Source organism: Erythrobacter sp. BLCC-B19, assembly GCF_028621955.1.
GTDB lineage: Bacteria > Pseudomonadota > Alphaproteobacteria > Sphingomonadales > Sphingomonadaceae > Erythrobacter.
The window spans coordinates 3225580-3250906 of sequence record NZ_CP117516.1 but is presented as its reverse complement, the minus strand read 5'-3'; the positions used below and the strand labels follow the sequence as shown (position 1 = coordinate 3250906).

Genomic DNA, 25327 nt, shown 5'->3' with positions numbered 1-25327 from the left:
TGACGCTGCAAGCCGCGCCGCTTCACCCTCGCGCGTACACACGTAAGGGACACCTCCGTAGCATCATGCAGCTTGTCATTGTCGAATCCCCGGCCAAGGCCAAGACCATCGAGAAATATCTGGGCAAGGACTACAAGGTCCTCGCCTCCTATGGCCATGTCCGCGATCTGCCGCCCAAGGATGGCAGCGTGAAGCCCGACGAGGACTTCGCGATGGAGTGGGAACTCTACCGGGACAAGCAGAGCCGCTTCAAGGAAATCGCCGACGCGGCCAAGGGCGCAACCCGCCTCGTGCTGGCGACCGACCCTGACCGCGAGGGCGAGGCGATCAGCTGGCACGTGCGCGACCTGCTGGCCAAGCGCAAGGCGCTGCCCAAGGAGGTGGCGCGCGTCACCTTCAACGCGATCACCAAGACCGCCGTGACCGAGGCGATGGCCCGGCCGCGCGAGCTCGATCAGCCGCTGATCGACGCCTACCTCGCCCGCCGCGCATTGGATTATCTGTTCGGTTTCACGCTTTCGCCGGTGCTGTGGCGCAAGCTCCCCGGGGCGAAGAGCGCGGGCCGGGTGCAATCGGTCGCGCTGCGCCTGATCGTCGAGCGCGAGCGCGAGATCGAGGCCTTCCGGGCCGAGGAATATTGGAGCGTCGTTGCCCATATGCAGCACGACGGCACCGCCTTCGATGCGCGGCTCGTCAAGTTCAAGGGGGTGAAGCTGGAGAAGCTCAGCCTCGGCGAAAAGGGCATCGCGATGGAGGCCAAGGCGGCGGTCGAGGCCGGGCGCTTCACGGTCGAAGGCGTCGAGACCAAGCCGGTCAAGCGCAACCCCGCGCCGCCGTTCACCACCTCGACCTTGCAGCAGGAGGCGGCGCGCAAGCTGGGTTTCTCGGCGCAGCACACGATGCGCCTAGCGCAGACGCTCTACGAGGCGGGCGCGATCACCTATATGCGCACCGATGGCGTGCAGATGGACCCTGGTGCCATCATGGCGCTGCGCGATGCGATCAAGGCCCGCTATGACGCGGCCTATCTGCCGGAAAAGCCGCGCTTCTACAGCACCAAGGCGAAGAACGCGCAGGAAGCCCACGAAGCCATCCGCCCGACCGATTTTACCCGCGAGCGCGCCGGGACGGGGGACGAGGCGAAGCTCTACGACCTCATCTTCAAGCGCGCGATGGCGAGCCAGATGGCGACCGCGCAGCTGGAACGCACCACCGTCACCTTCCGCGACGCGACCGGCAGACATGAATTGCGCGCCAGCGGGCAGGTGGTGAAGTTCCCCGGCTTCCTCGCGGTCTATCAGGAAGGCTTCGACGACAGCGAAGACGAGGATGGCGGGTTGCTGCCGGTGATGCGTGAGGGCGATTGCCCCGCCAAGCTCGGCGTCGATGCCACCCAGCACTTCACCCAGCCGCCGCCGCGCTTTTCCGAAGCCTCGCTGGTCAAGCGCCTCGAGGAACTCGGCATCGGGCGGCCTTCGACCTATGCCTCGACCATCCAGACCCTGCGCGACCGCGCCTATGTCCGCATGGAGAAGAACCGCTTCTTCGCCGAGGAATCCGGCCGCCTGCTGACCGCATTCCTCGAACGCTTCTTCCCCACCTATGTCGCCTATGATTTCACCGCAGGGATGGAGGACGAGCTCGACATCGTTTCCGACGGGCGCGAGGATTACAAGGCGCTGCTCGCCCGGTTCTGGAAGGACTTCAAGCCCAAGGCCGACGAGGTGATGGAGAAGATGCCCTCGGAAGTGACCGAGGCGCTCGACGATTACCTTTCCGATTTCCTCTTCCCCCCGCGCGAGGATGGCAGCGACCCGCGCGCCTGCCCGATGTGTGCGACAGAGGGCCGTGCCAATGGCAGGCTTTCGCTCAGGGGCGGGCGTTTCGGCGCCTTTGTCGCCTGCGCCAATTACCCCGAGTGCAAATACACCCGCCGCTTCGCCCAACCGGGCGGCGAGGGTGAGGGCGGGGCCGAGGACGGCGTCCTTGGCCAGCATCCCGAAACCGGCGAGGACATCCACCGCAAGTCCGGCCGCTTCGGCCCCTATGTGCAGATGGGCGAGGGCAAGGAGGCCAAGCGCGCGAGCATCCCCAAGGACTTGGACGACTTCGATCTCGACTGGGCGGTGAAGCTGCTTGACCTGCCGCGCATCATCGGCGCGCATCCCGACACAGGCCTCGAAATCGAAGCCAATATCGGGCGTTACGGGCCATACCTGCGCCACGATGGCAAGTATGGCAAGCTGACCAATACCCGCGAGGTGTTCGAGGTCGGCATGAACCGCGCGGTCGATATTCTTGCGCAGGCCGCCAATCGCGGCGGCGCGGGCGCAGGCCGGGGCAAGGCCGAAGCGATCGCGACGCTCGGGCCGCACCCCACCAGCGGCGGCGAAATCAAGGTCATGCCGGGGCGCTATGGCCCCTACGTCACCGACGGCACCACCAACGCCACGATCCCGCGCGATGTGAAGCCTGAAGACGTGACGCTCGCCATGGCGACCGAACTGATCGATGCCCGCGCGGCAAAAGGCCCGGCCAAGGGCAAGGGCAAGAAGAAGGCCGCTCCCAAGAAAGCCGCTCCCAAGAAAGCCGCTGCCAAGAAGGCGCCTGCCAAGAAGAAGGCGCCCGCCAAGAAGAAGCCGGCAGCCGCCTCGGAATGACCGCCGGGAGCGGCCCGAAACGTCGCTCCCGCAAGCCCTCGCGTTGAGAAAAAATAAAGCATTTGCCCCCTAGAACCGGCGGCAGACGAGGGCTGCGCCGTGATAGAAATCGAAGTCCAGAACGAAACCCACCAGACCCAGAGCCGCATCCGCTTTGCCGCGGTGCCGCGCATCGGCGAAGGCCTGCGCCTGCGTGAACCGGACGGGATGTGGGCAAGCTATGACGTGCTTGATGTGTGGTATCAGAAGGCCGAATTCGGCGATGTCTGGATGCCCTATCTCCATGTCCGCGTGACCCCGGGCGAAGTGGTCGGCACGCTGGAGGCCGATCCCTATTCGGATGATTTTGCCGCGCAGGCCTATGCCGCAGCGGGCGGGGGGCGTTGACGTGCAGAACCTGATCAAGCGCAATTCCGGCCCCAACCGTCGCTCCGGGCTGGAGGGCAAGACCCTCGCCGAAAAGCTCGCGCAGAACGAGAAGGTGCTCGCCGCCGCGGCTGAACAGGACGCCGCACGGGCCGAGGCCGCCGCTGGTGCCCCGCGCCCGGCCGGTGCCCCTGCCGCGCCCGCGTCCGAGGCCGACGACACCGCCGCGATCGTCGCCGCCGCCAAGGCGATGCGCGACCGCTATCCCGGCCGCGAGGTGCAAAGCGCGCCGCAGCGCACCTGCCTGATCGTCGACGACAGCCGGGTGATCCGCAAGGTATCGAGCAAGATCGCGATCAGCCTCGGCTATGTGCCGGTAGAGGCCGAAAACGGCGAGGAAGCGCTCGCCCGCTGCAAGAAGGCCATGCCCGATCTGGTGCTGACCGACTGGAATATGCCCGAAATGGACGGCATCACCTTCGTCACCAAGCTGCGCGCGATCCCCACGCCCAAGGAGCCGGTGGTGGTGTTCTGCACCTCGAACGGCGAGGCCAAGGACATCCACGACGGCATCGCGGCCGGGGCAGACGACTACATCGTCAAGCCGTTCGACGAGGCCGCGCTGAAGGCCAAGCTGGAGAAGCTGGGGCGGGGTTAGTCAATCCTCCGTCACCCCGTGCCTGACACGGGGCTAGGCTTTTCTTTTCGGACATTCACAACGATAACAGCCGCATGGAACAAGGCGGCTGGCTCTACATCATGGCGAACCGGTATCGGGGCGGCATGTATGTCGGTGTAACCGCTGATCCCATCCGGCGCGTCTATCAGCACCGCGAAGGCGAAGGCTCGCAGCATGTCCGCGACTTTGGCAAGCGGCGGCTGGTTTATGTCGAGCACCACGCCACCATCGAAGGCGCCATCGCTCGCGAAAAGTTGGTCAAGAAATGGCGGCGCGAATGGAAGTTTTCGCTGATCGAGGCGGACAATCCTGACTGGGACGATCTGTGGGAGCAATGGTTCGCACCGGAGGCCTCGCAAAACTAGCCCAGCCCCGTGTCAAGCACGGGGTGACGGTATTCGATCAATCAGGTTGGCCGTCTGCAAACTCGCGCATGATGGCGAAGTCGCGCATGAAGATCGCGCCCAAATCGTTTCCGAGTTCCTCTGGCGTGCCTTCCATGTGGTGATGGTAGCCGATCACCTGATGAGGGGCGGCGATGTGCATGGCCCAATGCTCGTCGGCACCGGAGGAACCGAACACGATGTAGTCTGAGAAATCAGGTCCTTGTGGCGCATCGAGCGGCCAATCCCGCCAAAAGTACTCGGTAAATGAGGCCATTTCTTCCAGCGAAAGGAGATAGGCAGCGTTTCCAAGCGGTTCGCGAAACCCGTTGGCCTGAAGGTAAAGCGTGCGCAAAGGCAGCGGCAATGTGAGGCCAAGCCTCCGCTCGATCGCTTGTAGTTGGTCTTCCGATGCAGGCTCGGAGCAAATTGCGCCCGCAACCAGTGTTTGAATTGAAGCCATCACCGCACCCAGTCCAGCCCGATTTCCTCAAAGATTTCCTTGTCCTCGGCCCAGTTCTCCAGCACCTTGACGTGCAGGAAGAGGTGCACCTTCACCCCCAGCACCTCGGCCAGTTCCGCCCGTGCTGCCGCGCCGATCGCCTTGATCTTGGAGCCACCCTTGCCGAGCACGATCGCACGCTGGTTGTCGCGGGTGACGACGATCTGCTGGTGGATTTCGACGGAGCCATCGGGACGCACCTCGTATTTCTCGGGCCGCACCGCGCTGTCATAGGGGAGTTCCTCGTGGAGCTGCTGGTAGAGCTGTTCGCGGGTGATCTCGGCGGCGAGGAGGCGTTCCGAGGCGTCGGAGACCTGATCTTCGGGATACATCCAATCGCCCTCGGGCATCAGCTTGGCGAGGTTGTCCTTCAGTTCGGGAACGCCTTCTCCGGTGAGGGCGGAGATGAAGAACACCTCGGCAAAATCGACCTTGCCGGTGAGCTCCTGCGCCAGCACCAGCAGCGGTTCCTTCTTGGCGCGGTCGACCTTGTTGAGGACGAGGATCTTGCGCTCGGGGCGGGTCGCGAGCGTCTCCAGCAGGGGCTCAAGCTCGTGGCGGCGCTGCTTGATCGGATCGACCATCAGCAGCACCGCGTCCGCCGCCTCGGCGCCCTCCCACGCGGCGCTCACCATCGCGCGGTCGAGGCGGCGGCGGGGCGCGAAGATGCCGGGGGTGTCGACGAGAATCATCTGGGTCGGCACGCCCTCCAGCTCATGCAGCGCAATGCCGAGCATCCGCGCGCGGGTGGTCTGGGCCTTGGCCGATGTGATCGCGACCTTCTGGCCGACCAGTGCGTTGACGAGGGTGGACTTGCCGGCGTTCGGCGCGCCGAGCACGGCAACGACGCCGCAGCGGGTGGAGTGGGGGGTGTCTGTCATGCGGCGCTCATATCGAAAGTGGCGGCACTTGTCGAAGGGCAGCGCATCGCGTGCCTTGGCGGGCTTTGCGCGGGTCTTTGCAGGTTCCTGACGCGCGGTGCCGGGGGAATTCGCGCTGTCCCTGCATGGCGTCTGCAAGGCCAGACGCGCTACCCGAAGCGCTCCAGAAAGGCCTTGGCGGCGAGCCTTTCAGCCTCGCCCTTGCTGGTGGCGGTGGCCTCGGCCTCGCCGACATTGCGGACCGAGACCTGCACGGTAAAGCGCGCGGCGTGATCCGGGCCGGAGCGGGCGGTGACTTCATAGACCGGCGGCGCGCGGCGGTTGCCCGCCGCCCATTCCTGCAGCGCGCTCTTGGGGTGCTTGGCCTTGCCCTCATCGCCCTCCAGTTCGCGCGCCCACAGGCGGTAGATGAGGGTCTGCGCGGCATCGAAGCCATGCTCGATGAAGCAGGCGCCGATCAGCGCTTCCATCACATCGCCGAGGATCTTGTCGCTATCCGCACCGCCATCGTCGCGCGCCTGCTTGCCGAGACGAATGTGCTGCGGCAGGCCGATGGTGCGGGCAATCCGCGCACAGGTCGCCCCGCTGACGAGTGCGTTGAGGCGCTGCGAGAGCCGCCCCTCGGGCGCGTCGCCGGCGCGGAACAGCCACGCGGCAACCGACAGGCCCAGCACCCGGTCGCCGAGGAATTCGAGCCGCTGGTAATCGGCCGCATCGCCAAGGCCCGAGCCGTTGAAGCTGCCATGGGTGAGCGCCTCCAGCCAGATCGCGTCCTGGGCCGGGGCAAAGCCCTGGTCGGTCAGCCAGACGCGGGTTTCAGGGACAAGGCTGGCCTTCACAACAGGTCTCCGATGCGGTTCCACCGGGCTGCGGAGAACCATGTCCAGGGCTGGGCCCAGGCGGCGCTGCCATCGGTTGACCAGACGATCACGCCTGCCCGGCCGACCAGCAGGTCTTGCGGGACAAAACCGACGCCGAACCCCGCCGCCGCCTCGAAGCGGCTGTCGAGCGAGGCATCGCGGTTGTCGCCCATCACGAACAGCGTGCCGGGCGGCACGGTCTGTTCGGCATAGGCATCGGCAGGGGTAAGGCCCATGTCGAGGACGGTGTAGCTGCGCCCGCCGGGCAGGGTCTCGCGGAAGGCGGCATAGCGGCAGGCGGCGGTGCCATCGGGGCGGCGTGCGAGGTCGCCAGAGCCGCAGGACGTGTTCGGCGATAGTGGCACCAGCACGTCGGCGATCGGTGCGCGCGGGATCGGCACGCCGTTGAGCCGCACCTGCCCGCCGCTCACCGCCACACGGTCGCCCGGCAGGCCGATCACGCGCTTGATGTAGTCCACCCCGTCGACCGGGTGCTTGAAGATCACGATGTCCCCACGCTCCGGCGTGCGGGGGAACAGGCGGCCCTCAGGCAGCGGCAGATCGACCGGAAGCGAATGGCGCGAAATGCCATAGGGCCACTTGGCCGCCAGCAGATAGTCGGCGGTCATCAGGCGCGGCAGCATGCTCTCGGTCGGGATCGAGAAGGGCGAGAATACGAATACCCTGAAAGCCAGCACGGCCAGCAACAGCTTGATGATAAACCACACAAACCCCGTCCAGCTCTCGCTGCGCGGTGCGCTATGGGCGGCAGGCGTCGCCGACCCGAGCGATTGGGGCTTAACATCCATCGCCTCTGCCCTTACTCGCACCTGCACAATTGCGCAAAGGGGAACGGTGATGGCGACGGCGAACGAGGCAATGGCAGCAGCTTGGGCGCAGGTGCGCAGCCTATCGCACGCCCCGCTGGCGGAACTCTTCGCTGCCGACCCCGATCGCCCCGCCGCTCTGACCCGCCGGATCGCCTGGCCGGTCGAGGCGGGCAGCGATGCGCAGGCAGGGATGCTGATCGATTTCTCCAAGACCCACCTCTCGCCCGAGGCACTGACCGCCTTCGAGGCTCTGGCCGAGGCGGCCGGGTTCGATGCGGCGCGCGAGGCTCTGTTCGGCGGCGGGATCGTCAACCCGACCGAGGGCCGCGCTGCCACCCACGGCGCGCTGCGCGGCAGCGGAACGCCCGCGCAGGTCGAGGAAGCCGAAGCGCTGCTCGCCCGCATGGGGATGCTGGTCGAGGCGATCCATGAAGGCGCGCTGGGCGAAGTGCGTCATTGCATCGCCATCGGCATCGGCGGATCGGCGCTCGGCCCGGCGCTCGCGATCGACGCCCTGACCCGCGATCTGGCGCTGGTCGATGTCCATGTCGTCTCGAACATCGATGGCCTCGCGCTGGAACAAGCGTTCCGCGCCTGCGATCCGGCAACGACGCTGATTGCGGTTGCCTCCAAGACCTTCACCACCATCGAGACCATGACCAATGCCGCCAGCGCGCTGAAATGGCTCGCTGACAACGGCGTGGAAGATCCCGATGGCCGCGTGATCGCGCTTACCGCTTCGCCCGAAAAGGCGGTCGAATGGGGTGTGGACGAAACCCGCGTGCTGCCTTTCGTGGAGAGCGTGGGCGGGCGCTATTCACTGTTTTCGAGCATCGGCTTTCCGGTGGCGCTGGCGATCGGCATGGACGAATTCCGCCAGATGCTGGCAGGCGCCAAGGCGGTCGACGATCACTTCCGCGCCGAGGCTGGCCGGGCCAATGCCCCGCTTCTCGCCGCCTTCTGCGACCAGTATTACACGCGCCTGCGCGGCTGCCAGACCCGCGCGGTTTTCGCCTATGACGAGCGCCTTGCGATGCTGCCCGACTATCTCCAGCAGCTCGAAATGGAATCGAACGGCAAGAGCGTGACCGCCAGCGGCGCTGCGGTTGACGGGCCGACGGCTGCGATCACCTGGGGCGGGGTGGGGACGGACGCGCAGCACGCGGTGTTCCAGCTGCTCCATCAGGGCACGCACCTGATCCCGGTCGATTTCATCGCCAGCATCGCGCCGGGCGATGATCTCGACCCGGCGCATCACCGCATCCTGCTGATGAACTGCCTGGCGCAAGGTGCCGCGCTGATGGCGGGCAAGCCGTCCGACGATCCTGCGCGCGCCTATGCCGGCGACCGGCCTTCGACCACCTTCCTCGTCGATGATTGCGACGCAGCGGCGCTGGGCGCGCTGATCGCGTTCCACGAACACCGCACCTACGCCAATGCCGTGCTGATGGGGATCAACCCCTTCGACCAGTTCGGGGTGGAGCTGGGCAAGGCGATCGCCAAGCAGATCGAGAGCGGTGAAGGCAGCTTCGATGCCAGCACCCGCGCGCTGATGCAGGTCGCCGGGCTGGGCTGAACCGCCCCGCTGGTACCGATTTGCCACAGCCGCGGCACGGCATTGCGCGGGCGCGTTGCGTTGTTTCGGCCAAGTCTTGCAAAAATTCATCGGCCAGCAGCAAAATTGCTGAAGCATTGTGCGTCGCAGCAAGATTCAACCGATTTGCACGGCTCGTCGCGGAAGAATTGCGCAGGCCTGGCAATTGCGTATTCTTGAAGACAACCGGGGCCGCCAAGCGGTGCCGATCCCCCTTCACGAACAGCAAGGCAGCCCCATGAAGCGCGCTTTCATTCTTTCTCTCGTCGCAACCCTCGGTGCGGTCTGCGTCCCGGTGCAGGCGCAGGAAGAGGCCGCGAACGAGGGGGCGGCGCAGCCGGGGGTCAAGCCGGTGCGGCTGGTGTCCTTCGATGGCGAGCGCGAATTCCTCAAGAGCGCGTCGCGTTTGCGCGTGTGGCGCAGCGAGGTGGAATATACCCTCGAAGTCGACAGCTCGGGCACGCCCACCGATTGCCAGCTCGCCGAAGAATTCCGGATGAACTACGTCAATGACAAGCTGTGCGAGGTGCTGATGAAGCACCACACCTTCGAACCCGCGCAGGACGCCAGCGGCGCGCCGGTCGAGGGCAGCTATGAAGGGCGGCTCAACTTCCTGGAGATCCGCCAGAAGGATTGACGCTTCGGCGGAACTATGTTGTATTTCAGCCGTTTCCATGATCGCAGAATGGAAAGGGCACAACATGACTCAGACCGTGTTCAAGTTCGCCGCCTGTTGCGCCGCTGTCGCAGCATCCGCTCCTCTTGCTGCTGAGGCACCGCTCCCCGCCGCTGTCGAATTCAGCGCTGTCACGGCGCTTGTCAGCGATGCCTCTCCGGCACCGCGGCTGACCGAAATCAATTACGAACGGCTCTATCGCCGGCTCATTCAGGCCGGGATGTTCTCGCAAGTGCTGGGCTACACCCTCACGGTCGACACCGATGGCAAGGTGACCGGTTGCAGCTTCTCGCGGGATTTCCGGCTGCTGGTGACCGAACGTGATCTGTGCCGCGCCTTCTCGCGCGCCTTCGCCTTCGAACCTGCCCGTGACTCGGCGGGCAATCCGGTGGCCGGCGCCTATGAGGGCAAGGTTGAGGTCGCATCCTTCTTCCAGCCCAACCTTTAGGGCCAGACCCTTATCCTTTGACATTCAGGCACCGAGGCGCCATATGGCCGCCATCGAAGCGCGCTAGCCATGCGTGAAGCGGCGGAATTCTGAAAGCATCCGCCCCGGCCGCGCCTCGGTTCTACCCCCAAGACTTCCCTTTTCACGCGGGCGGTTTCAACCCCCGCGCCGCGCGTGGCGTGCCTGTGACCGCATTGCGGCAGGGCAGCCCAGCGCGCGTCGCAGCATATTTGCGAGTACAATTACCATGACGACTTTCGCTGACCTCGGGCTGTCGCAGCCCGTGCTCCAAGCCCTTGACATGAAGGGCTATTCGACGCCGACCCCGATCCAGGAACAGGCCATCCCCCCCGTGTTGAAGGGCCGCGACCTGCTCGGCATCGCGCAGACCGGCACCGGCAAGACGGCGGCCTTCATGCTCCCCTCGATCGACCGTCTGCGCGAGGCGGACAGGCCGATTCCGTTCAAGTCCTGCCGGATGCTGGTGCTCGCCCCGACGCGCGAACTCGCGGTGCAGATCGCCGACAGCGCCAAGGATTATGGCGCGCTTGCCGGCCTCAAGGTGCAATGCATCGTCGGCGGCACGAGCGTCGGCAAGGATCGCAACAAGCTTCACCGCGGCACCGACATTCTGGTGGCGACCCCAGGCCGTCTGCTCGATCTGATCGACCAGAAGGCGTTCAACCTCAACGGCATCGAAGTGCTGGTGCTCGACGAGGCGGACCAGATGCTCGACCTCGGCTTCATCCACGCGCTGCGCAAGATCCGCGAACTCGCCCCCAAGGATCGCCAGACGCTGTTCTTCAGCGCGACCATGCCCAAGGCGATCAAGGAGCTGGTGAGCGGCTATTGCAACAACCCCGTGCAGGTCTCGGTAACGCCCGAGAGCACCACGGCGGAGCGCATCGACCAGTATCTTTTCATGGTGCAGCAGGACGAGAAGCTGTCCTTGCTCCAGATGATCCTCCAGCGCCGCCATCAGGTGCCGGGCGATTTTGAACGCATCCTGATCTTCACCCGCACCAAGCACGGCGCGGACCGCGTGGTGAAGAAGCTCGCCCACGCCGGGATCGAGGCCAACGCGATCCACGGCAACAAGTCGCAGCCCCAGCGCCAGCGCGCTCTGGACGAGTTCCGCAAGGCCCGTGTGCCGATCCTGATTGCGACCGATGTGGCCGCGCGCGGGATCGACATTCCGGGGGTGAGCCACGTGATCAATTACGAGCTGCCCAACGTGCCCGAGCAATATGTCCACCGCATCGGGCGCACCGCGCGGGCGGGCCGCGATGGCATCGCGATTGCCTTCTGTGCCGAGGACGAACGCGCTTACCTCAAGGACATCCGCAAGGTGACCGGCGCTGAGCTGGAGCGCCTGCCGCTTCCCGACAATTTCCGCGCGGTGGTGGAAGGCGAGGGGCCGGAGAAGCCCGCGCCGCGTCAGCCGATGAAGCGCGTGCAGGCGCGCCCGCTTGGCCAGCGCAAGCCTCAGGGCGAACGCCGTCAGGATGGCGAGCACCGGGGCGAGCACCGGGGCGAGCGTCGTCCCCAGCAGGGCGATCAGCGCCGGGCAGCGGGCGCTTCGCAGGGTGGCGAGCATCGGGGCGATCGGCGTCCGCAAGGTGATCGCCGTGCGCCGCAGGGTGGCAAGCCCGCGCATGGCGGCAATGCCAGCGGCCAGCACCGCGGCGGACAGGGTCGCCCGCAAGGGCAGGGTCACGGCAATGGCGGAAACGGCGGCGGCGGCGGACAGGGCCGCGGGCGTGGGCGTGGTCGTCCGGGCGGCGGCGGCGGTGGCCGTCCCCGCGCGGCGCAGGGCTGACGCGGCCACTGCGTAACCTGATGGCAAGGCGCAGCGAACCCGCCGTCGCTGGCGTGCGCCTTGCCATTGGAATTCCGTCCCTGATGGGCCATATCGCGCACCCACCGATTTGAGGATTTGCGCCGTGGCCGACGAATATGATTACGACCTTTTCACCATCGGCGCAGGATCGGGCGGGGTGCGCGCGAGCCGCGTTGCCGCCGCGCACGGCGCACGGGTGGCAGTCGCCGAGGAATACCGCGTCGGCGGCACCTGCGTGATCCGCGGCTGCGTCCCCAAGAAGATGCTCGTCTACGGCGCGCATTTTGCCGAGGATCTGGAGGACGCCAAGAGCTTTGGCTGGACGATCACGGGCAAGAGCTTCGACTGGCGCTCCCTGCGCGATGCCGTGCAGACCGATGTGACGCGGCTCGAGGGGCTGTATGGCCAGACGCTCGGCAATCACAACGTCACCGTGTTCAACGAGCGCGCGACGATCACCGGCGATCATCAGGTGACGCTGGCGAGCGGCAAGGTGATCACCGCTGCGCATATCCTGATCGCCACCGGCGCCCGCCCGCTGGTGCCCGAGTTTCCCGGCAGCGAACACGTCATCACGTCGAACGAGGCGTTCCATCTCGATGAACTGCCGCGCCGCATCCTGATTGCAGGCGGGGGCTATATCGCCAACGAGTTCGCCGGGATCTTCAACGAATTCGGCAGCAAGGTGACGATCGCCAACCGCTCGGACACGATCCTGCGCAGCTATGATGCGGCGCTGCGTGACCGGCTGCTCCAGATCTCGATGGTCAAGGGCATCGCCTTCCTGTTCCATGCCGAGTTCGAGAGCATCGAAAAGCAGGCGGACGGCACGCTGCTGGTCAAGCTGACCGGGCAGGAGCCTTGCGAATATGACGCGGTGATGGTCGCCACGGGCCGGGTGCCGAACATCGAAGGGCTGGGGCTGGAAACGGTCGGGGTGGACGTGGGCAAGAAGGGCGAGATCATCGTCGATGCCTTCAGCCGCACCAATGTCCCCTATATCTACGCCGTTGGCGACGTGACCGACCGGGTGCAGCTTACCCCGGTGGCGATCCGCGAGGGCCAGGCTTTCGCCGATTCCGTGTTCGGCCCGGGCGAGCCCTATGCTGTCGATCATTCCTGCGTGCCGAGCGCGGTTTTCAGCCACCCGCCGATTGCCGCTGTGGGGATGACCGAGGGCGAGGCGCGCAACCAACTCGGCAACATCAAGGTCTATCAGGCCGATTTCCGTCCGATGAAGAACGTGGTGGCCGGGCGCAACGAGCGCAGCCTCTACAAGATGATCGTCGATGCAGCGAACGACCGGATCGTCGGCATCCACATGATCGGCCCGGATTCGCCCGAGATCATGCAGGCCGCCGCGATTGCGGTGAAGGCCGGGCTGACCAAGGCCGATTTCGATGCGACGGTCGCGATCCACCCGACCATGGCCGAGGAGCTGGTGCTCTTCAAATAAGTTGCGATAAAAAACTTATGTGCTAGGACGCGGTATCCGCAAGGGGAGGGTTCGCAGATGACAGGCACGGTTCTGGTAACGGGGGCAACCGGCTACATTGCCGGCGAGTTGATCCGGCAATTGCTGGTCAAGGGCTGGACGGTGCATGGCACAGTGCGCAACGTCGCCAGATCGGACGGCCCCTTGCGCGCGCGGCTGGGCGATCCTTCCGCCGACCAGTTCCGGCTGTTCGAAGCGGAGCTCATGTCGGACAAAGGCTGGGCCGCGGCGGTCGCCGGATGCACGCACGTCGCCCACGTCGCCTCGCCGATCCCGGCGCAGGCGCCCCGCCATGAGGATGACCTGATCGTCCCGGCGCGCGAGGGCACCTTGCGGGCGCTGCGCTTTGCGCGCGACGCAGGCGTCACCCGCTTCGTCCAGACCTCCTCGACCGCAGCCGTGATCTATGGCGTCGATCGCGGCACCTACACCTTCGATGAAAGCCGCTGGACCGACATCGATCACCCCGACGCCTATCCCTACGTCAAGTCCAAGACCATCGCCGAGCGCGCCGCGCGCGAATGGGTGGCGGCCGAGGGCGCAGGCATGGAGTTTGTCTCGGTCAATCCCGGCATGGTGCTGGGGCCGGTCGACAGCGGCGATTTCTCGGCCTCGGTCGAGCTGGTGCAGCAATTGCTTTCCGGCGCGATGCCGATGGCGCCAAATCTCGGCTTCCCGATTGTCGATGTGCGCGACATTGCCGCATTGCACGTGCTGGCGCTGGAGACAGAGGGGCTGGCGGGCGAGCGCTTTCTGGGGGCGGGCCCGTTCCTGACCGCGCTCGATGTCGCTGCCGTGCTGCGCGCGCGGCTCGGGGGCAAGGCCAGAAAGGCGCCGACCCGGCCCATGCCCGATTGGCTGGTGAGTGTGCTCGCGCTGTTCAACGCCGAGGTGCGCGGGATCAAGACCGAGATCGGCAAGGTGCGCCATGTCGACTCTGCCCGCGCGAAAAACCGGCTCGGCTGGACAATGCGGCCCGTGGAGGACACCATCGCCGAATGCGGTGAAAGCCTCATCGCGCATGGGGTGGTGAAGGTCTGACATGAATGTGAACGGCAAGGCAGTGCTGCTGACTGGCGGCAGCGCAGGCATCGGGCGCGAGATCGCGCGGCAGCTCAAGGCCAAGGGCGCGAAGGTGCTCCTCACCGGGCGCGACCCGGCCCGGCTGACGGCGATGGCAGATGAGGGCTTCGAGACCCTTGCTGCCGACCTGTCGAGCGCGGCGGGCGTCGATGCGCTGGTGGCGGCACTTGGGGATCGCCCGGTCGACATTCTGATCAACAATGCCGGGCTCGGCGTGCCGCATGATGTGAGGAACGGCCTGCCCGATCCGGACGCGGCGGATGGCTGCTTCTATGCCAACCTCTCCGCTCCCGTGCGGCTCATCACCGCGCTCCTGCCCCGCCTGCGCGCACGCCCCGAGGCGGCGATCATCAACGTCACGAGCGGCCTTGCCATCGCCCCCAACACCGCGTCCTCGGTCTATTGCGCGAGCAAGGCGGGGCTGAGGAGCTACACCATGGCCCTGCGCGCCCAGCTGGCGGGCGAGCCGATCCAGGTGATCGAGGCGCTGCCGCCGGTGGTCGACACCCAGATGACCGCCGACCGCGATATGTCCAAGATGCCCCCGCAGGAATGTGCCCGCCAGATCATCGCCGCGCTGGAGCAGGGCCGCGACGAGGCCAATGTCGGCATGGTGAAGCTGCTGCGCGCGGTCTATTCGCTCTCGCCGGCGCTGGCACGGCGGGTGATGCGGAGCTTCTAGACCTTCCTTCGTCATTGCGAGGCCGAAGGCCGCGGCAGTCCATCGCCGGTCCTCACGATTTCGAGCGGCGGTCGATGGATTGGTTGGCCTTCGGCCAGCTTCGCTTCCGCTACGCTCGCAATGACGAAGTGTGGCGTTAGGCTCCAAGCCTTGCCGGGCTGAAGGTGGTGAACGACAGCCCCGCCGCCGCAGCATCCTCGGGGAAGGGCAGGCCCAGCGCCGCTGCCGCCGCGATGCGCGAGAGGGCCGGCGCAGTCTGGAACCCCGCGCCGCCTTGCCCCGCGCACCAGAAGAACCCGGGCGCATCCGCCGCCGCGCCGATCACCGGCAATTCGTCGCTCGCGAAGCTGCGAAGGCCTGCCCAGCTATGGCTGATCCGGCGGATCGGCAGGGAGGTCGCCTGCTCCACCCGGTCGGCGGCGATGGCGATGTCGAGTTCTTCCGGCGCCGCATCGCAGGGCTCGCTCGGGGTCTGGTCCATCGACGAGGCGAGCAACTGCCCGCGTCCCTCGGGGAGCAGATAGAAGCCTTCGCCAACCGTCTTGGTAAAGGGCCAGCGGCTGACATCCTCGCCTTCGGGCGCGGCAAAGCTGATGACGGTGCGGCGGCGCGGCTGGATGCCGATGGGCTGAACCCCTGCCATGCGCGCGATTGCGTCGGCCCATGCCCCGCCCGCGTTGACGAGGAGCGGCGCGGCGAAGGCGCCCGCAGACGTCTCGACCCGCCAGCCATTCCCCTCGCGCGCAATCGCGCCCACCCGCGCGCCTGTCACCAGCCTGCCACCTGCCGCTTTCAGGCTTGCCACATGGGCCTGGAGCATCGCGTGGGTATCGAGCTTGAGCGATGCATGATCGACCAACGCCGCCGCGCAGGCCTCGGGCTTCAGCGCAGGCATCAGCGCGCGGGCTTCCTCAAGCCCGACGCGGGTGCAATCGCAGCCATAATGCCGGTGTACCGCCTCCAGCGCATCGAGCGCCGCGATCTGGTCGGCAGACGCGATATGCAGCGCTGGATGCACGCTCCCACGCGCGGCCAGCTCGCCCATGCTGAGCGCTGTCAGATCACGCACTGGCCCATTGCCAAGCCCGTAATGCGCAAAGGCGACCGAGCGGCCCGAGGCGTGGTATCCGGGCGCGCTCTCACCCTCCAGCACCACCACCTGCGCGTGTTCCGCCAGCCGCGCGGCCAGCGAAAGCCCCGCGATCCCGCCGCCCACCACCAGCACATCCGCCCGTTCCATCCGCACCATCCCGCTCTGCGCCCGCACTTTTGCCACGTTGACGCTTGGGACGCGCTAAGGCAACGCACCTTGCGCCAAGACATCACGAGAGGAAGTCCATTGTCCGCCAACATCGCCGAAATGGAACGCCGCCGCGAAGCCGCCAAAATGGGCGGCGGGGCCAAGCGCATCGAAGCCCAGCACGCCAAGGGCAAGCTGACCGCGCGCGAGAGGCTCGACGTGCTGCTCGACGAAGGCAGCTTCGAAGAGATCGACACCTATGTCGAGCACGACTGCATGGATTTCGGCATGGAAAGCCAGCGCATTCCGGGCGACGGGGTGGTGACGGGCTCAGGCACCATCAATGGCCGGCTGGTCTATGTCTTCTCGCAGGATTTCACCGTCTTCGGCGGAAGCCTCTCCAAGCGCCATGCCGAGAAGATCTGCAAGGTGATGGACACCGCGATGAAGGTCGGCGCGCCCGTCATCGGCCTCAACGATTCGGGCGGGGCGCGCATTCAGGAGGGCGTCGCGAGCCTCGGCGGCTATGCCGAGGTGTTCCAGAGGAACGTGCTGGCGAGCGGCGTGGTGCCGCAGATCAGCCTCATCATGGGGCCGTGCGCGGGCGGGGCTGTCTACAGCCCGGCCATGACCGACTTCATCTTCATGGTGAAGGATAGCTCCTACATGTTCGTCACCGGCCCCGATGTCGTGAAGACCGTCACCAACGAGGTCGTGACGCAGGAAGAGCTTGGCGGGGCGATCACCCACACCACAAAGACCTCCGTGGCCGACTTGGCTTACGAAAACGATGTCGAAGCCCTGCTCGCCACCCGCCGCTTCTTCGACTTCCTGCCTTTGTCGAACCGCGAAGAAGGGCCGACGCTGCCCACCAGCGACCCGTGGGACCGTCTGGAGAATAGCCTCGACACGCTGATCCCCGACAACGCCAACCAGCCCTATGACATGCACGAGGTGATCACCAAGGTGCTGGACGAGGGCGATTTCTTCGAAATCCAGCCGGCCCACGCGGGCAACATCATCTGCGGTTTCGGCCGCGTGGAAGGCCGCACCGTGGGCGTGGTGGCGAACCAGCCGATGGTGCTCGCGGGCGTGCTCGACATCAATTCCTCGAAGAAGGCCGCGCGCTTCGTGCGTTTCTGCGATGCCTTCGAGATCCCTATCATCACCTTCGTCGACGTCCCCGGCTTCCTCCCCGGCACCGCGCAGGAGTTGGGCGGGATCATCAAGCACGGCGCGAAGCTGCTCTTCGCCTATGCCGAGGCGACCGTGCCCAAGATCACCGTCATTACCCGCAAGGCCTATGGCGGCGCCTATGACGTGATGGCGAGCAAGCACCTGCGCGGCGACCTCAACTACGCCTGGCCCACCGCCGAAATCGCGGTGATGGGCGCCAAGGGCGCGGTGGAGATCATCTTCCGTCAGGAAAAGGACGACCCCGCCAAGATCGCCGAGCGCACCAAGGAATACGAAGACCGCTTCGCCAACCCCTTCGTGGCGGCTAGCCGAGGCTATATCGACGAGGTGATCCACCCGCACTCGACGCGGCGGCGGATTGCCTTGGGTTTACGCAAACTGCGGACGAAGCAGTTGGAGAACCCGTGGAAGAAGCATGACAATATTCCGCTGTGAGGGAGCTGCGGCCTGAACCAATGACGGGATCGTTCTCCGGCCTCGAATTCCCGCTACAGCAGGGCGGGTTGGTGGCTATGCTTCTGGTCTGTGCCGGTTTCTCTGCTTGGGTAGTCTACAAAGGTTGGAAAACAGGTGTTCACAGCTGGCGGAGTCACAATACAATTCGCGCGGACACGCCGCGGTTTTTTGCATTCCAGATGATTGTGACCAGCCTTATCGGGTTTTGCGCGCTTTTCGGGGCCGCGATTATTTTCTTCGATCTAGGAGTGAAACCGTGAAACTCGGACGCCTGAACCACATCGGGGTCGCCACGCCCTCCATCGCCGACAGCATCGCCTTCTACCGCGACGTGATGGGCGCGACCTCGATTACCGAGCCCTTCGACCTTGAGGAGCAGGGCGTGAAGGTCTGCTTCGTCGACACCCCCGGTGCGGATGGCGCGCTGAACGGCACCCAGATCGAGCTGATCGAGCCGCTGGGCGAAAACTCTACCCTCGCAGGCTTCATCGCCAAGAACCCCTTGGGCGGGCAGCATCACCTGTGCTTCGAAGTGCCCGACATTGCCGAGGCGCGCTCGGAGTTCGAGGCGCTCGGCAAGCGCATTCTCGGCCCCACGCGCATCGGCGCACACGGCACCCCTATCTTTTTCGTCCATCCCAAGGACATGGGCGGCATGCTTACCGAGATCATGGAAACGCCCAAAGAGGGCACGCACTGGTCGAATTAATCAAACACCGTTCGCCCTGAGCTTGTCGAAGGGCTGCACTTTCTTGGGTGCGTCGGAAAAGTTGAAGGGCAGGGCTTCGACAAGCTCAGCCCGAACGGAGAGAAACGAGAATGTCCTACGAAACCATCCGCGTCGAACGTGACGGCCCGCTGCTCACCATCACCCTCAACCGCCCCGAGCGCCTCAACGCCATGCCGCCGCAGATGGCGGACGAGCTGGGGCAGGCGTTCTACGATCTGGGCGATGCGCGCGCGGTGCTGATCACGGGCGAGGGCAAGGGCTTCTGCTCGGGCGCCGATCTGGCCGCGCGCGGCTCCGGCTCGGCGCTCGGCGGGAAGGGCGGCAGCCACGAGGCGCTGATCAACCACTACAACCCCGCGATCAGCCAGGTGGTGCGCGCGAGCGTGCCGGTGATCTGCGCGGTGAATGGCCCGGCGGCGGGCGTGGGCTGCTCGCTCGCGCTGGCGGCGGACTTCACCATTGCGGCCAAGAGCGCATACTTCCTTCAGGCCTTCGTCAATATCGGCCTCGTGCCCGATGGCGGCTCGACCTGGCTGCTCACCCGCGCCATCGGCCGCGCGCGCGCCACGCGAATGATGATGCTGGGCGAGAAGATTTCCGGGCAGCAGGCCGAAGAGTGGGGCCTCGTCTACAAGTGCGTCGAGGATGCCGACCTGATGACCGAAGCCCGCGCGCTGGCCGAGAAGCTGGCGAACGGCCCGACCGTCGCCTACGCCACGATGAAGCGCAACATCGCCACCGCGCTCGACCAGAACCTGCAAATGGTGCTGCTCGCCGAGGCCGAGGGCCAGCGCATCGCCGGCGCGACCAAGGACGCGATGGAGGGCGGCATGGCTTTCCTTCAGAAGCGCAAGGCCGAGTTCAAGGGGGAGTAATCTCTCCCTTCGTCACCCCAGCGAAAGCTGGGGCCTAGGGCGGCAAGAGATGCCAGCTTCCGCTGGCATGACGAATTTGCTTTGGAAGAGACATGACCGACAAACCCACCCTCTCCGACTGGAACGCCCTCGCCGCCAAAGAAGTGAAGGGCCGCGACCTCACCTGGCACACGCCCGAGGGCTTCGCGATCAAGCCGCTCTACACGGCGGAAGATCACGCGGGCTTCGATCCCGGCTTGCCCGGCTTTGCGCCCTTCACGCGCGGGGTGAAGGCCTCGATGTATGCGGGCCGCCCGTGGACCATCCGCCAATATGCGGGCTTTTCGACCGCAGAGGAATCGAACGCCTTCTACCGCCGCAACCTCGCGATGGGGCAGAAGGGGCTGTCGGTCGCCTTCGATCTCGCCACCCACCGCGGCTATGACAGCGATCACCCGCGCGTCGTCGGCGATGTCGGCAAGGCGGGGGTGGCGATCGATACGGTCGCGGACATGGAGATCCTGTTCGACCAGATCCCCTTGGACTCGATGTCAGTGTCCATGACGATGAACGGCGCGGTGATCCCGGTGCTGGCCTTCTTCATCGTCGCCGCCGAGCGTCAGGGCGTGTCGCAGGAGAAGCTCGACGGGACGATCCAGAACGACATCCTCAAGGAGTTCATGGTCCGCAACACCTATATCTACCCGCCCGAACCCTCGATGCGGATCATCTCGGACATCATCGCTTACACTTCGGCCAACATGCCGAAATTCAACAGCATTTCGATCTCTGGCTACCACATGCACGAGGCCGGGGCGACGGCGGTGCAGGAGCTCGCCTTCACCATCGCGGACGGCAAGGAATACGCCACCCGCGCGATGGCAGCGGGCCTCGATATCGACGCTTTCGCGGGCCGCCTGAGCTTCTTCTTCGGCATCGGCATGAACTTCTTCATGGAGATCGCCAAGCTGCGCGCCGCGCGCACCTTGTGGTGGCGGGTGATGGACGGGCTGGGCGCGAAGGACGAGCGCTCCAAGATGCTGCGCACCCACTGCCAGACGAGCGGCGTGAGCTTGCAGGAGCAGGACCCCTACAACAACGTCATCCGCACCACGGTCGAAGCGATGGCGGCGGTGCTGGGCGGCACCCAGTCGCTCCATACCAATGCGCTGGACGAGGCGATTGCGCTCCCCACCGATTTCAGCGCCCGCATCGCCCGTAACACCCAGTTGGTGTTGCAGGAGGAAAGCGGGATCACGAGCGTCGTCGATCCGCTCGGCGGCTCGCATTATATCGAGGCGCTGACCTCTACCCTCGTCGATGAAGCGTGGAAGCTGATCGAGCAGGTCGACGCGGCGGGCGGCATGACCGCCTTCGTCGCCACCGGCGCGCCCAAGGCCGCGATTGAGCGCGCCGCGGCGGAAAAGCAGACCAAGGTTGATAAAGCCGAGACGGTGATCGTCGGCGTCAACAAGTACCGTAAGGAGAGCGAGGACGCGCTCGAAACGCTGGAGGTCGACAACCAGAAGGTCCGCGCAGGCCAGATCGCCCGCCTCGCCAAGGTGCGCGAAGGCCGCGACGAGGCCGCCTGCCGCGCGGCGCTGGCGGCGCTGACCGAGGGCTGCAAGTCAGGCGCGAACCTGCTGGCGCTCGCGGTGGAAGCTGCGCGCCACGATGCGACGCTGGGTGAAATTTCCTCGGCGATGGAAGAGGTGTTTGGCCGCCACGATGCCACCCCCGCACCGGTCACGGGCGTCTACAAGAGCGCCTACGAATTCGACCGCCGCTGGGCGCAGGTGACCGATGGCGTCGAGGCCGTTGGCCGCCGCCTGGGCCGCAAGCCCCGCATCATGATCGCCAAGATGGGCCAGGACGGCCACGATCGCGGCGCGAACGTGATCGCGAGCGCCTTCGGCGACATGGGCTTCGAGGTGATCTCCGGCCCGCTGTTCCAGACCCCGCAAGAATCGGCCGCGATGGCGCTCGAACACAATGTCGACGTGGTCGGCGCGTCGAGCCTTGCGGCGGGTCACAAGACCCTGATCCCCGAACTGATCCGCCTCCTGCGCGAAGCCGGTCGCGGCGACATCAAGGTCACCGCAGGCGGCGTGATCCCCCCGCAGGACTACGACTTCCTGCGCGAGGCAGGCGTGCAGGGCATCTACGGCCCCGGCTCGAACGTGGTGGAATGCGCGGCGGATATTCTGGTGCTGCTCGGCCACAATATGCCGCCGCTCGGCGAAGGGCTGGACGAGGCGGCGGAGTAGGGGCTACTCCCTCGTCATTGCGAGCAAAGCGAAGCAATCCAGAGCGCTGCGCGAAACGCTCTGGATTGCCGCGTCGCCTTCGGCTCCTCGCAATGACGAAGGAGGATACTGGCATGGACGAGCTTCCAGATACCCATGCAGTCGCGAGTATTTTGCTCCGCTACCTTGTCCAAGTTGGACAGCCACGTTCGGCAGCTGAGGCATATAGGGCGTTGGCGGAGCAGTTTGGTCTCGCGCGGGCCACTCGCAACATGAGAATGCCCAATCAAGCAGAACCTCATTGGAATAACCGAGTAAGAACGGCGATGAATAGCCTCGTCAAGAAGGGCTATGCGGAGCGATCGGTGCGCGACGAATGGACGGCGACCAAAGCTGGCCGTGAAAGGGTGATGTGGTTGGACAAGGTCAACAATAGCGTGAAGATAAACATCTAGCCCTTACGGAGTTTGAAGGTTTGACCCACCCCCGCACCGACTGGACCCGCGCTGAGATCGCGGCCCTCTTCGACCTGCCGTTCACCGAGCTGCTGTTTCAGGCCGCCAGCGTCCACCGCGACTATCACCCCGCGACCGAAGTCCAGCTTTGCACCCTGCTCTCCATCAAGACCGGCGGCTGCCCCGAGGATTGCGGTTATTGCTCGCAGTCGGTCCATGCTGACAGCGGCGTGGAAGCCACCAAGCTGATGGACGTGCAGGCCGTGCTTCAGCGCGCGGCGCAGGCGAAGGATGCAGGCTCGCAGCGGTTCTGCATGGGCGCGGCGTGGCGCAATCCCAAGGACCGCGACATGCCCGCGATTGTCGAGATCGTGAAGGGCGTCTCCGCGATGGGCCTCGAGACCTGCATGACGCTGGGGATGCTCGAACCGCATCAGGCAGACATGCTCGCCGAGGCGGGGCTCAATTACTACAACCACAATATCGACAGCTCGCCGGAATATTACGAGCGGGTGATCAGCACGCGCGATTTCCAGTGCCGCCTCGATACGCTGGACCATGTCCGCAAGGCGGGGATCAACGTCTGCTCCGGCGGGATCGTCGGCATGGGCGAGACGCGCGAGGACCGGGTGGGCTTCGTCCACACCCTCGCGACCCTGCCGCAGCACCCCGAGAGCGTGCCGGTCAATGCGCTGGTGCCGGTGAAGGGCACGGTGCTGGGCAATATGCTGGCCGATACCCCGCTCGCCAAGATCGACGATATCGAGTTCGTCCGCACCGTTGCGGTCGCGCGCATCACCATGCCGCGCTCGATGGTGCGGCTGTCGGCGGGGCGCGAGTCCATGTCCGAGGCGACGCAGGCGCTGTGCTTCCTTGCCGGTGCCAACTCGATCTTCACCGGCGACAAGCTGCTCACCGCGCCCAATGCGGGCGACGACAAGGACGGCGCGCTGTTTGCCAAGCTCGGCCTGACCGCGCTGAAGGGCGAGGAGCCTGCGCGGGCCTGCAAGAGCACGGTGGCGGCTGAATGATCGGCCTGCTCGCCGCAGCCGCGCTGGCAGCGGCGGCACCTGCGTCGGAGCCAACCCCCCAGCCGCTCACCATCGGCGAGACGGTGACGCTAGAGGCGCTGGGCGAGGCGCGCGCGGTCAACATCGTCCTACCGCTCGGTTACGCCGAGGAGCCGGACAAGCGCTGGCCGGTCGTCTACCTGCTCGATGGCGGCGCGGCGCAGGACTTGCTGATGGGCGCGGGGCTGCAACGCTGGAACACCATCTGGGGGCGCAGCCAGAATGCGATCCTCGTCGGCATCGAGACGAAGAACCGCCAGCGCGAACTGCTCCCGCCCACCCGCGATGCCGCCGAACAGGCGCGCTGGCCCACGGCCGGCGAGGCTGCACAATTCCGCGCGTGGATCGCCGGAACCGTCAAGCCGATGATTGAAGCGCGCTATCGCCACGATGGCACGGCCTTCCTCGTCGGCGAGAGCGCGGCGGGGCATTTCGTGGTCGAGACCTGGGCGACTGCGCCCGGCCTGTTCACCGGTTACGCCGCGATCAGCCCCAGCCTGCAATGGGATGGCGAGGCCTTGAGCCGGCTCGTGGCGGGCGAGGCCAGTCGCCCCCCGATCTATCTCAGCCTCGCCGACGAGGGCGGGGCGACCGAAAGCGGGATGATGCGGCTGCTCACCGGCCTGCCGCCCGCGCAGCCCTACTGCTTCTCCGACCGCCGCAAGGAGCTGCGCCACGCCACCAGCTTGCACGGCCTCCTGCCCGAGGCGCTGCAATATCTGCTGCCGACGGGCGTCGATTACCTCGACGAATACGGCTTCACCCTGCGCTGCGAGCGGCGGGGAGGGGCCGAATGACCCTCGGCTTTTCGGTCGATAGCTTGCTCCCCAAGGCGCGCGGCGGCGGACAGCTGCGGATGGGGCTGGTGAAGCTGGAGGAGCACCAGTGGCTCCAGCCGCAGCCCGATTGTGCCGCGCGGGCCGCGGGCTTTGCCGCGTGGCCGCAAGGCGTGCAGCTCACCCCCGATGTCGACGCACCGGGCCGCGAACTCGCCGCGATGCTGGGTGTCGAGGGCGCGCTCCCCGAGGCAGCGCTGGCTTGCCATGAAGACCTGTGCCTGCTGACCAAGCGCGAGGGTGAGGAGGTCTATCGCCTGATCGGCGCGGCGGTCGCATGGCCCTCGGATTGGCATCCGGCGCAGAAGATCGGCCTGCCCTTGCGCGCGCTCCATGCGCCGATTGCGGGCTATGAGGAGCAGCTCGCCACCGGGGTCGACCGCTTCATGGAAACCCTGCGGCCCGGCCCGATCTATGGGCGCTGCAACTGGTTCATCGCTGCGACGGGAGAGCGCCGCTGGCTCCCCGACCGTCCGCCTGCCGAGGCCTTCGCCCATGTCACGCCGGAGAATGCGGGCGAGACGCTGTTCGTGCGCTCCGAACGCCAGACCCTGCGCCGCCTGCCTGAGACGGGGGCGATCCTGTTCGGCATCGGGATCTATGTCGAAGCCTTGGGCAACCTCTCCCCCGCCAATATCGCCATGCTCGGCAAGGCGGTGCAGACGCTGGTGAGCGGCGAGGGCGATCGGCGCGGCGCACCGGCCTATGCGGCGAGCCTGATTGCCTATGCCGAAGGACACGCCGCATGACGCCCGCGTTCCTCCTCGCGCTGCTGATGCAGGCAGCGCAGCCGCCCGTGCCCGGCTGGAATTGCGATGAGCCGGTGGTGCAACAGGAGATGAACTGGTGCGCCGCGCAGGATTTCGCAGCCGCCGACGCGGAACTGGACGCGCAGTGGACAATCACCGCGTCCCTGATGAAGGCGCGCGATGCTGGCATGACCACCGATTTCGGCCCGCTCAACCCTGAAACCCCAAGCGAAGATGCGGCGGCGCGCAAGGCATACACGGGTCACTTCCAGACCTTGCTGGAAGCGCAGCGCGCCTGGCTCGCTTACCGCGACGCCCAGTGCCGGCTGGAAGGATATGCGTTCCTTGGCGGGTCAGCCCAGCCGATGATCCTCTCGGGCTGCCTTGCAACGCTCACCCGCCAGCGCACGCAGGAATTGCGCGATCTTGCCGAAACGCTCGGCTGACGCCGCAAATCCGCTAGCTTGCCTGTCAAGCGATCCCTCGGCATAGCCCTCAGCCGTAACGGCACCGCT

General features: G+C 66.0%; 25 protein-coding genes. 20 read left to right on the top strand and 5 right to left on the bottom strand.

The window, feature by feature from the left end; genetic code table 11:
• Positions 1–65 precede the first annotated feature (65 nt).
• From topA to PS060_RS15280, 4 genes are all read left to right on the top strand, one after another.
• Positions 66–2660, top strand: a complete 2595-nt coding sequence (gene topA / locus PS060_RS15295; RefSeq protein ID WP_273984362.1) for a type I DNA topoisomerase — start codon at positions 66–68, stop codon at positions 2658–2660.
• Between the two features lie 99 nt (positions 2661–2759).
• On the top strand, positions 2760–3047 hold the full coding sequence (locus PS060_RS15290) for a hypothetical protein (RefSeq protein WP_273984361.1): 288 nt from the start codon (positions 2760–2762) through the stop codon (positions 3045–3047).
• A gap of 1 nt (position 3048) precedes the next feature.
• The gene (locus tag PS060_RS15285) at positions 3049–3684 is read left to right on the top strand and encodes a response regulator (RefSeq protein ID WP_273984359.1); all 636 of its coding nucleotides are present in this window, start codon (positions 3049–3051) and stop codon (positions 3682–3684) included.
• Positions 3685–3758: 74 nt separating this feature from the next.
• A complete protein-coding gene (locus PS060_RS15280) occupies positions 3759–4070 on the top strand; it encodes a GIY-YIG nuclease family protein (protein WP_273984358.1) in 312 nt (103 codons plus the stop codon).
• 37 nt (positions 4071–4107) lie between these two features.
• Here PS060_RS15280 and PS060_RS15275 read toward each other — a convergent pair whose 3' ends face one another.
• The 4 genes from PS060_RS15275 to lepB form a co-directional block, all read right to left on the bottom strand.
• Positions 4108–4551 (bottom strand): SMI1/KNR4 family protein, encoded by a 444-nt coding sequence (locus PS060_RS15275; RefSeq protein WP_273984357.1) that lies wholly within the window; start codon positions 4549–4551, stop codon positions 4108–4110.
• Positions 4551–5471, bottom strand: coding sequence for a GTPase Era (gene era / locus PS060_RS15270; RefSeq protein ID WP_273984356.1), 921 nt, complete (start codon positions 5469–5471; stop codon positions 4551–4553). Before era ends, PS060_RS15275 begins: the two co-directional genes overlap by 1 nt.
• Positions 5472–5620: 149 nt before the next feature.
• Positions 5621–6352, bottom strand: coding sequence for a ribonuclease III (rnc, locus tag PS060_RS15265; RefSeq protein ID WP_443112387.1), 732 nt, complete (start codon positions 6350–6352; stop codon positions 5621–5623).
• On the bottom strand, positions 6307–7140 hold the full coding sequence (lepB, locus tag PS060_RS15260) for a signal peptidase I (protein WP_273984353.1): 834 nt from the start codon (positions 7138–7140) through the stop codon (positions 6307–6309). The genes rnc and lepB overlap by 46 nt, the downstream gene beginning before the upstream one ends.
• Positions 7141–7189: 49 nt before the next feature.
• Here lepB and pgi point away from each other — a divergent pair, with 49 nt between their 5' ends.
• From pgi to PS060_RS15225, 7 genes are all read left to right on the top strand, one after another.
• On the top strand, positions 7190–8737 hold the full coding sequence (gene pgi / locus PS060_RS15255) for a glucose-6-phosphate isomerase (RefSeq protein ID WP_273984352.1): 1548 nt from the start codon (positions 7190–7192) through the stop codon (positions 8735–8737).
• 256 nt (positions 8738–8993) lie between these two features.
• On the top strand, positions 8994–9392 hold the full coding sequence (locus tag PS060_RS15250) for a hypothetical protein (RefSeq protein WP_273984350.1): 399 nt from the start codon (positions 8994–8996) through the stop codon (positions 9390–9392).
• 64 nt (positions 9393–9456) lie between these two features.
• The gene (locus PS060_RS15245) at positions 9457–9879 is read left to right on the top strand and encodes a hypothetical protein (RefSeq protein ID WP_273984349.1); all 423 of its coding nucleotides are present in this window, start codon (positions 9457–9459) and stop codon (positions 9877–9879) included.
• A gap of 247 nt (positions 9880–10126) precedes the next feature.
• On the top strand, positions 10127–11698 hold the full coding sequence (locus PS060_RS15240; RefSeq protein ID WP_273984348.1) for a DEAD/DEAH box helicase: 1572 nt from the start codon (positions 10127–10129) through the stop codon (positions 11696–11698).
• 124 nt (positions 11699–11822) lie between these two features.
• Positions 11823–13175: a glutathione-disulfide reductase gene (gene gorA, locus PS060_RS15235; protein WP_273984346.1), complete on the top strand. Its 1353-nt coding sequence runs from the start codon at positions 11823–11825 to the stop codon at positions 13173–13175.
• 57 nt (positions 13176–13232) lie between these two features.
• Entirely contained in the window at positions 13233–14255 is a 1023-nt protein-coding gene (locus PS060_RS15230) for an NAD-dependent epimerase/dehydratase family protein (RefSeq protein ID WP_273984344.1), read from the top strand.
• Between the two features lies 1 nt (position 14256).
• Positions 14257–14979, top strand: a complete 723-nt coding sequence (locus tag PS060_RS15225) for an SDR family oxidoreductase (RefSeq protein WP_273984343.1) — start codon at positions 14257–14259, stop codon at positions 14977–14979.
• 136 nt (positions 14980–15115) lie between these two features.
• On the opposite strand, the gene PS060_RS15220 is transcribed toward PS060_RS15225, so the two are convergent.
• Positions 15116–16255: an NAD(P)/FAD-dependent oxidoreductase gene (locus PS060_RS15220; RefSeq protein WP_273984342.1), complete on the bottom strand. Its 1140-nt coding sequence runs from the start codon at positions 16253–16255 to the stop codon at positions 15116–15118.
• A gap of 63 nt (positions 16256–16318) precedes the next feature.
• On the opposite strand from PS060_RS15220, the gene PS060_RS15215 reads away from it, so the two are divergent.
• The 9 genes from PS060_RS15215 (at position 16319) to PS060_RS15175 (ending at position 25258) form a co-directional block, all read left to right on the top strand.
• Complete coding sequence (locus PS060_RS15215; RefSeq protein WP_273984340.1) at positions 16319–17851, top strand: acyl-CoA carboxylase subunit beta; 1533 nt, start codon at positions 16319–16321, stop codon at positions 17849–17851.
• 277 nt (positions 17852–18128) lie between these two features.
• Positions 18129–18581 (top strand): methylmalonyl-CoA epimerase, encoded by a 453-nt coding sequence (gene mce, locus PS060_RS15210; protein WP_273984338.1) that lies wholly within the window; start codon positions 18129–18131, stop codon positions 18579–18581.
• A gap of 110 nt (positions 18582–18691) precedes the next feature.
• Complete coding sequence (locus PS060_RS15205; protein ID WP_273984336.1) at positions 18692–19477, top strand: enoyl-CoA hydratase-related protein; 786 nt, start codon at positions 18692–18694, stop codon at positions 19475–19477.
• Between the two features lie 92 nt (positions 19478–19569).
• Complete coding sequence (gene scpA, locus PS060_RS15200; RefSeq protein WP_273984334.1) at positions 19570–21723, top strand: methylmalonyl-CoA mutase; 2154 nt, start codon at positions 19570–19572, stop codon at positions 21721–21723.
• Between the two features lie 113 nt (positions 21724–21836).
• The gene (locus tag PS060_RS15195; protein ID WP_273984332.1) at positions 21837–22157 is read left to right on the top strand and encodes a winged helix-turn-helix domain-containing protein; all 321 of its coding nucleotides are present in this window, start codon (positions 21837–21839) and stop codon (positions 22155–22157) included.
• Between the two features lie 20 nt (positions 22158–22177).
• Positions 22178–23188 (top strand): biotin synthase BioB, encoded by a 1011-nt coding sequence (bioB, locus tag PS060_RS15190; RefSeq protein ID WP_273984329.1) that lies wholly within the window; start codon positions 22178–22180, stop codon positions 23186–23188.
• Positions 23185–24024, top strand: a complete 840-nt coding sequence (locus PS060_RS15185) for an alpha/beta hydrolase (RefSeq protein ID WP_273984326.1) — start codon at positions 23185–23187, stop codon at positions 24022–24024. The genes bioB and PS060_RS15185 overlap by 4 nt, the downstream gene beginning before the upstream one ends.
• Positions 24021–24812, top strand: a complete 792-nt coding sequence (locus tag PS060_RS15180) for a heme-dependent oxidative N-demethylase family protein (protein WP_273984324.1) — start codon at positions 24021–24023, stop codon at positions 24810–24812. The genes PS060_RS15185 and PS060_RS15180 overlap by 4 nt, the downstream gene beginning before the upstream one ends.
• Complete coding sequence (locus PS060_RS15175) at positions 24809–25258, top strand: lysozyme inhibitor LprI family protein (protein ID WP_273984321.1); 450 nt, start codon at positions 24809–24811, stop codon at positions 25256–25258. Before PS060_RS15180 ends, PS060_RS15175 begins: the two co-directional genes overlap by 4 nt.
• Positions 25259–25327 lie beyond the last annotated feature (69 nt).

Coding starts and splice junctions, on each gene's coding strand:
- topA (WP_273984362.1), top strand. CDS start 66: ATGCAGCTTGTCATTGTCGAATCCCCGGCCAAGGCCAAGACCATCGAG.
- PS060_RS15280 (WP_273984358.1), top strand. CDS start 3,759: ATGGAACAAGGCGGCTGGCTCTACATCATGGCGAACCGGTATCGGGGC.
- PS060_RS15275 (WP_273984357.1), bottom strand. CDS start 4,551: ATGGCTTCAATTCAAACACTGGTTGCGGGCGCAATTTGCTCCGAGCCT.
- era (WP_273984356.1), bottom strand. CDS start 5,471: ATGACAGACACCCCCCACTCCACCCGCTGCGGCGTCGTTGCCGTGCTC.
- rnc (WP_443112387.1), bottom strand. CDS start 6,352: ATGGTTCTCCGCAGCCCGGTGGAACCGCATCGGAGACCTGTTGTGAAG.
- lepB (WP_273984353.1), bottom strand. CDS start 7,140: ATGGATGTTAAGCCCCAATCGCTCGGGTCGGCGACGCCTGCCGCCCAT.
- pgi (WP_273984352.1), top strand. CDS start 7,190: ATGGCGACGGCGAACGAGGCAATGGCAGCAGCTTGGGCGCAGGTGCGC.
- PS060_RS15250 (WP_273984350.1), top strand. CDS start 8,994: ATGAAGCGCGCTTTCATTCTTTCTCTCGTCGCAACCCTCGGTGCGGTC.
- PS060_RS15245 (WP_273984349.1), top strand. CDS start 9,457: ATGACTCAGACCGTGTTCAAGTTCGCCGCCTGTTGCGCCGCTGTCGCA.
- PS060_RS15240 (WP_273984348.1), top strand. CDS start 10,127: ATGACGACTTTCGCTGACCTCGGGCTGTCGCAGCCCGTGCTCCAAGCC.
- PS060_RS15230 (WP_273984344.1), top strand. CDS start 13,233: ATGACAGGCACGGTTCTGGTAACGGGGGCAACCGGCTACATTGCCGGC.
- PS060_RS15225 (WP_273984343.1), top strand. CDS start 14,257: ATGAATGTGAACGGCAAGGCAGTGCTGCTGACTGGCGGCAGCGCAGGC.
- PS060_RS15205 (WP_273984336.1), top strand. CDS start 18,692: ATGTCCTACGAAACCATCCGCGTCGAACGTGACGGCCCGCTGCTCACC.
- scpA (WP_273984334.1), top strand. CDS start 19,570: ATGACCGACAAACCCACCCTCTCCGACTGGAACGCCCTCGCCGCCAAA.
- PS060_RS15195 (WP_273984332.1), top strand. CDS start 21,837: ATGGACGAGCTTCCAGATACCCATGCAGTCGCGAGTATTTTGCTCCGC.
- PS060_RS15185 (WP_273984326.1), top strand. CDS start 23,185: ATGATCGGCCTGCTCGCCGCAGCCGCGCTGGCAGCGGCGGCACCTGCG.
- PS060_RS15180 (WP_273984324.1), top strand. CDS start 24,021: ATGACCCTCGGCTTTTCGGTCGATAGCTTGCTCCCCAAGGCGCGCGGC.
- PS060_RS15175 (WP_273984321.1), top strand. CDS start 24,809: ATGACGCCCGCGTTCCTCCTCGCGCTGCTGATGCAGGCAGCGCAGCCG.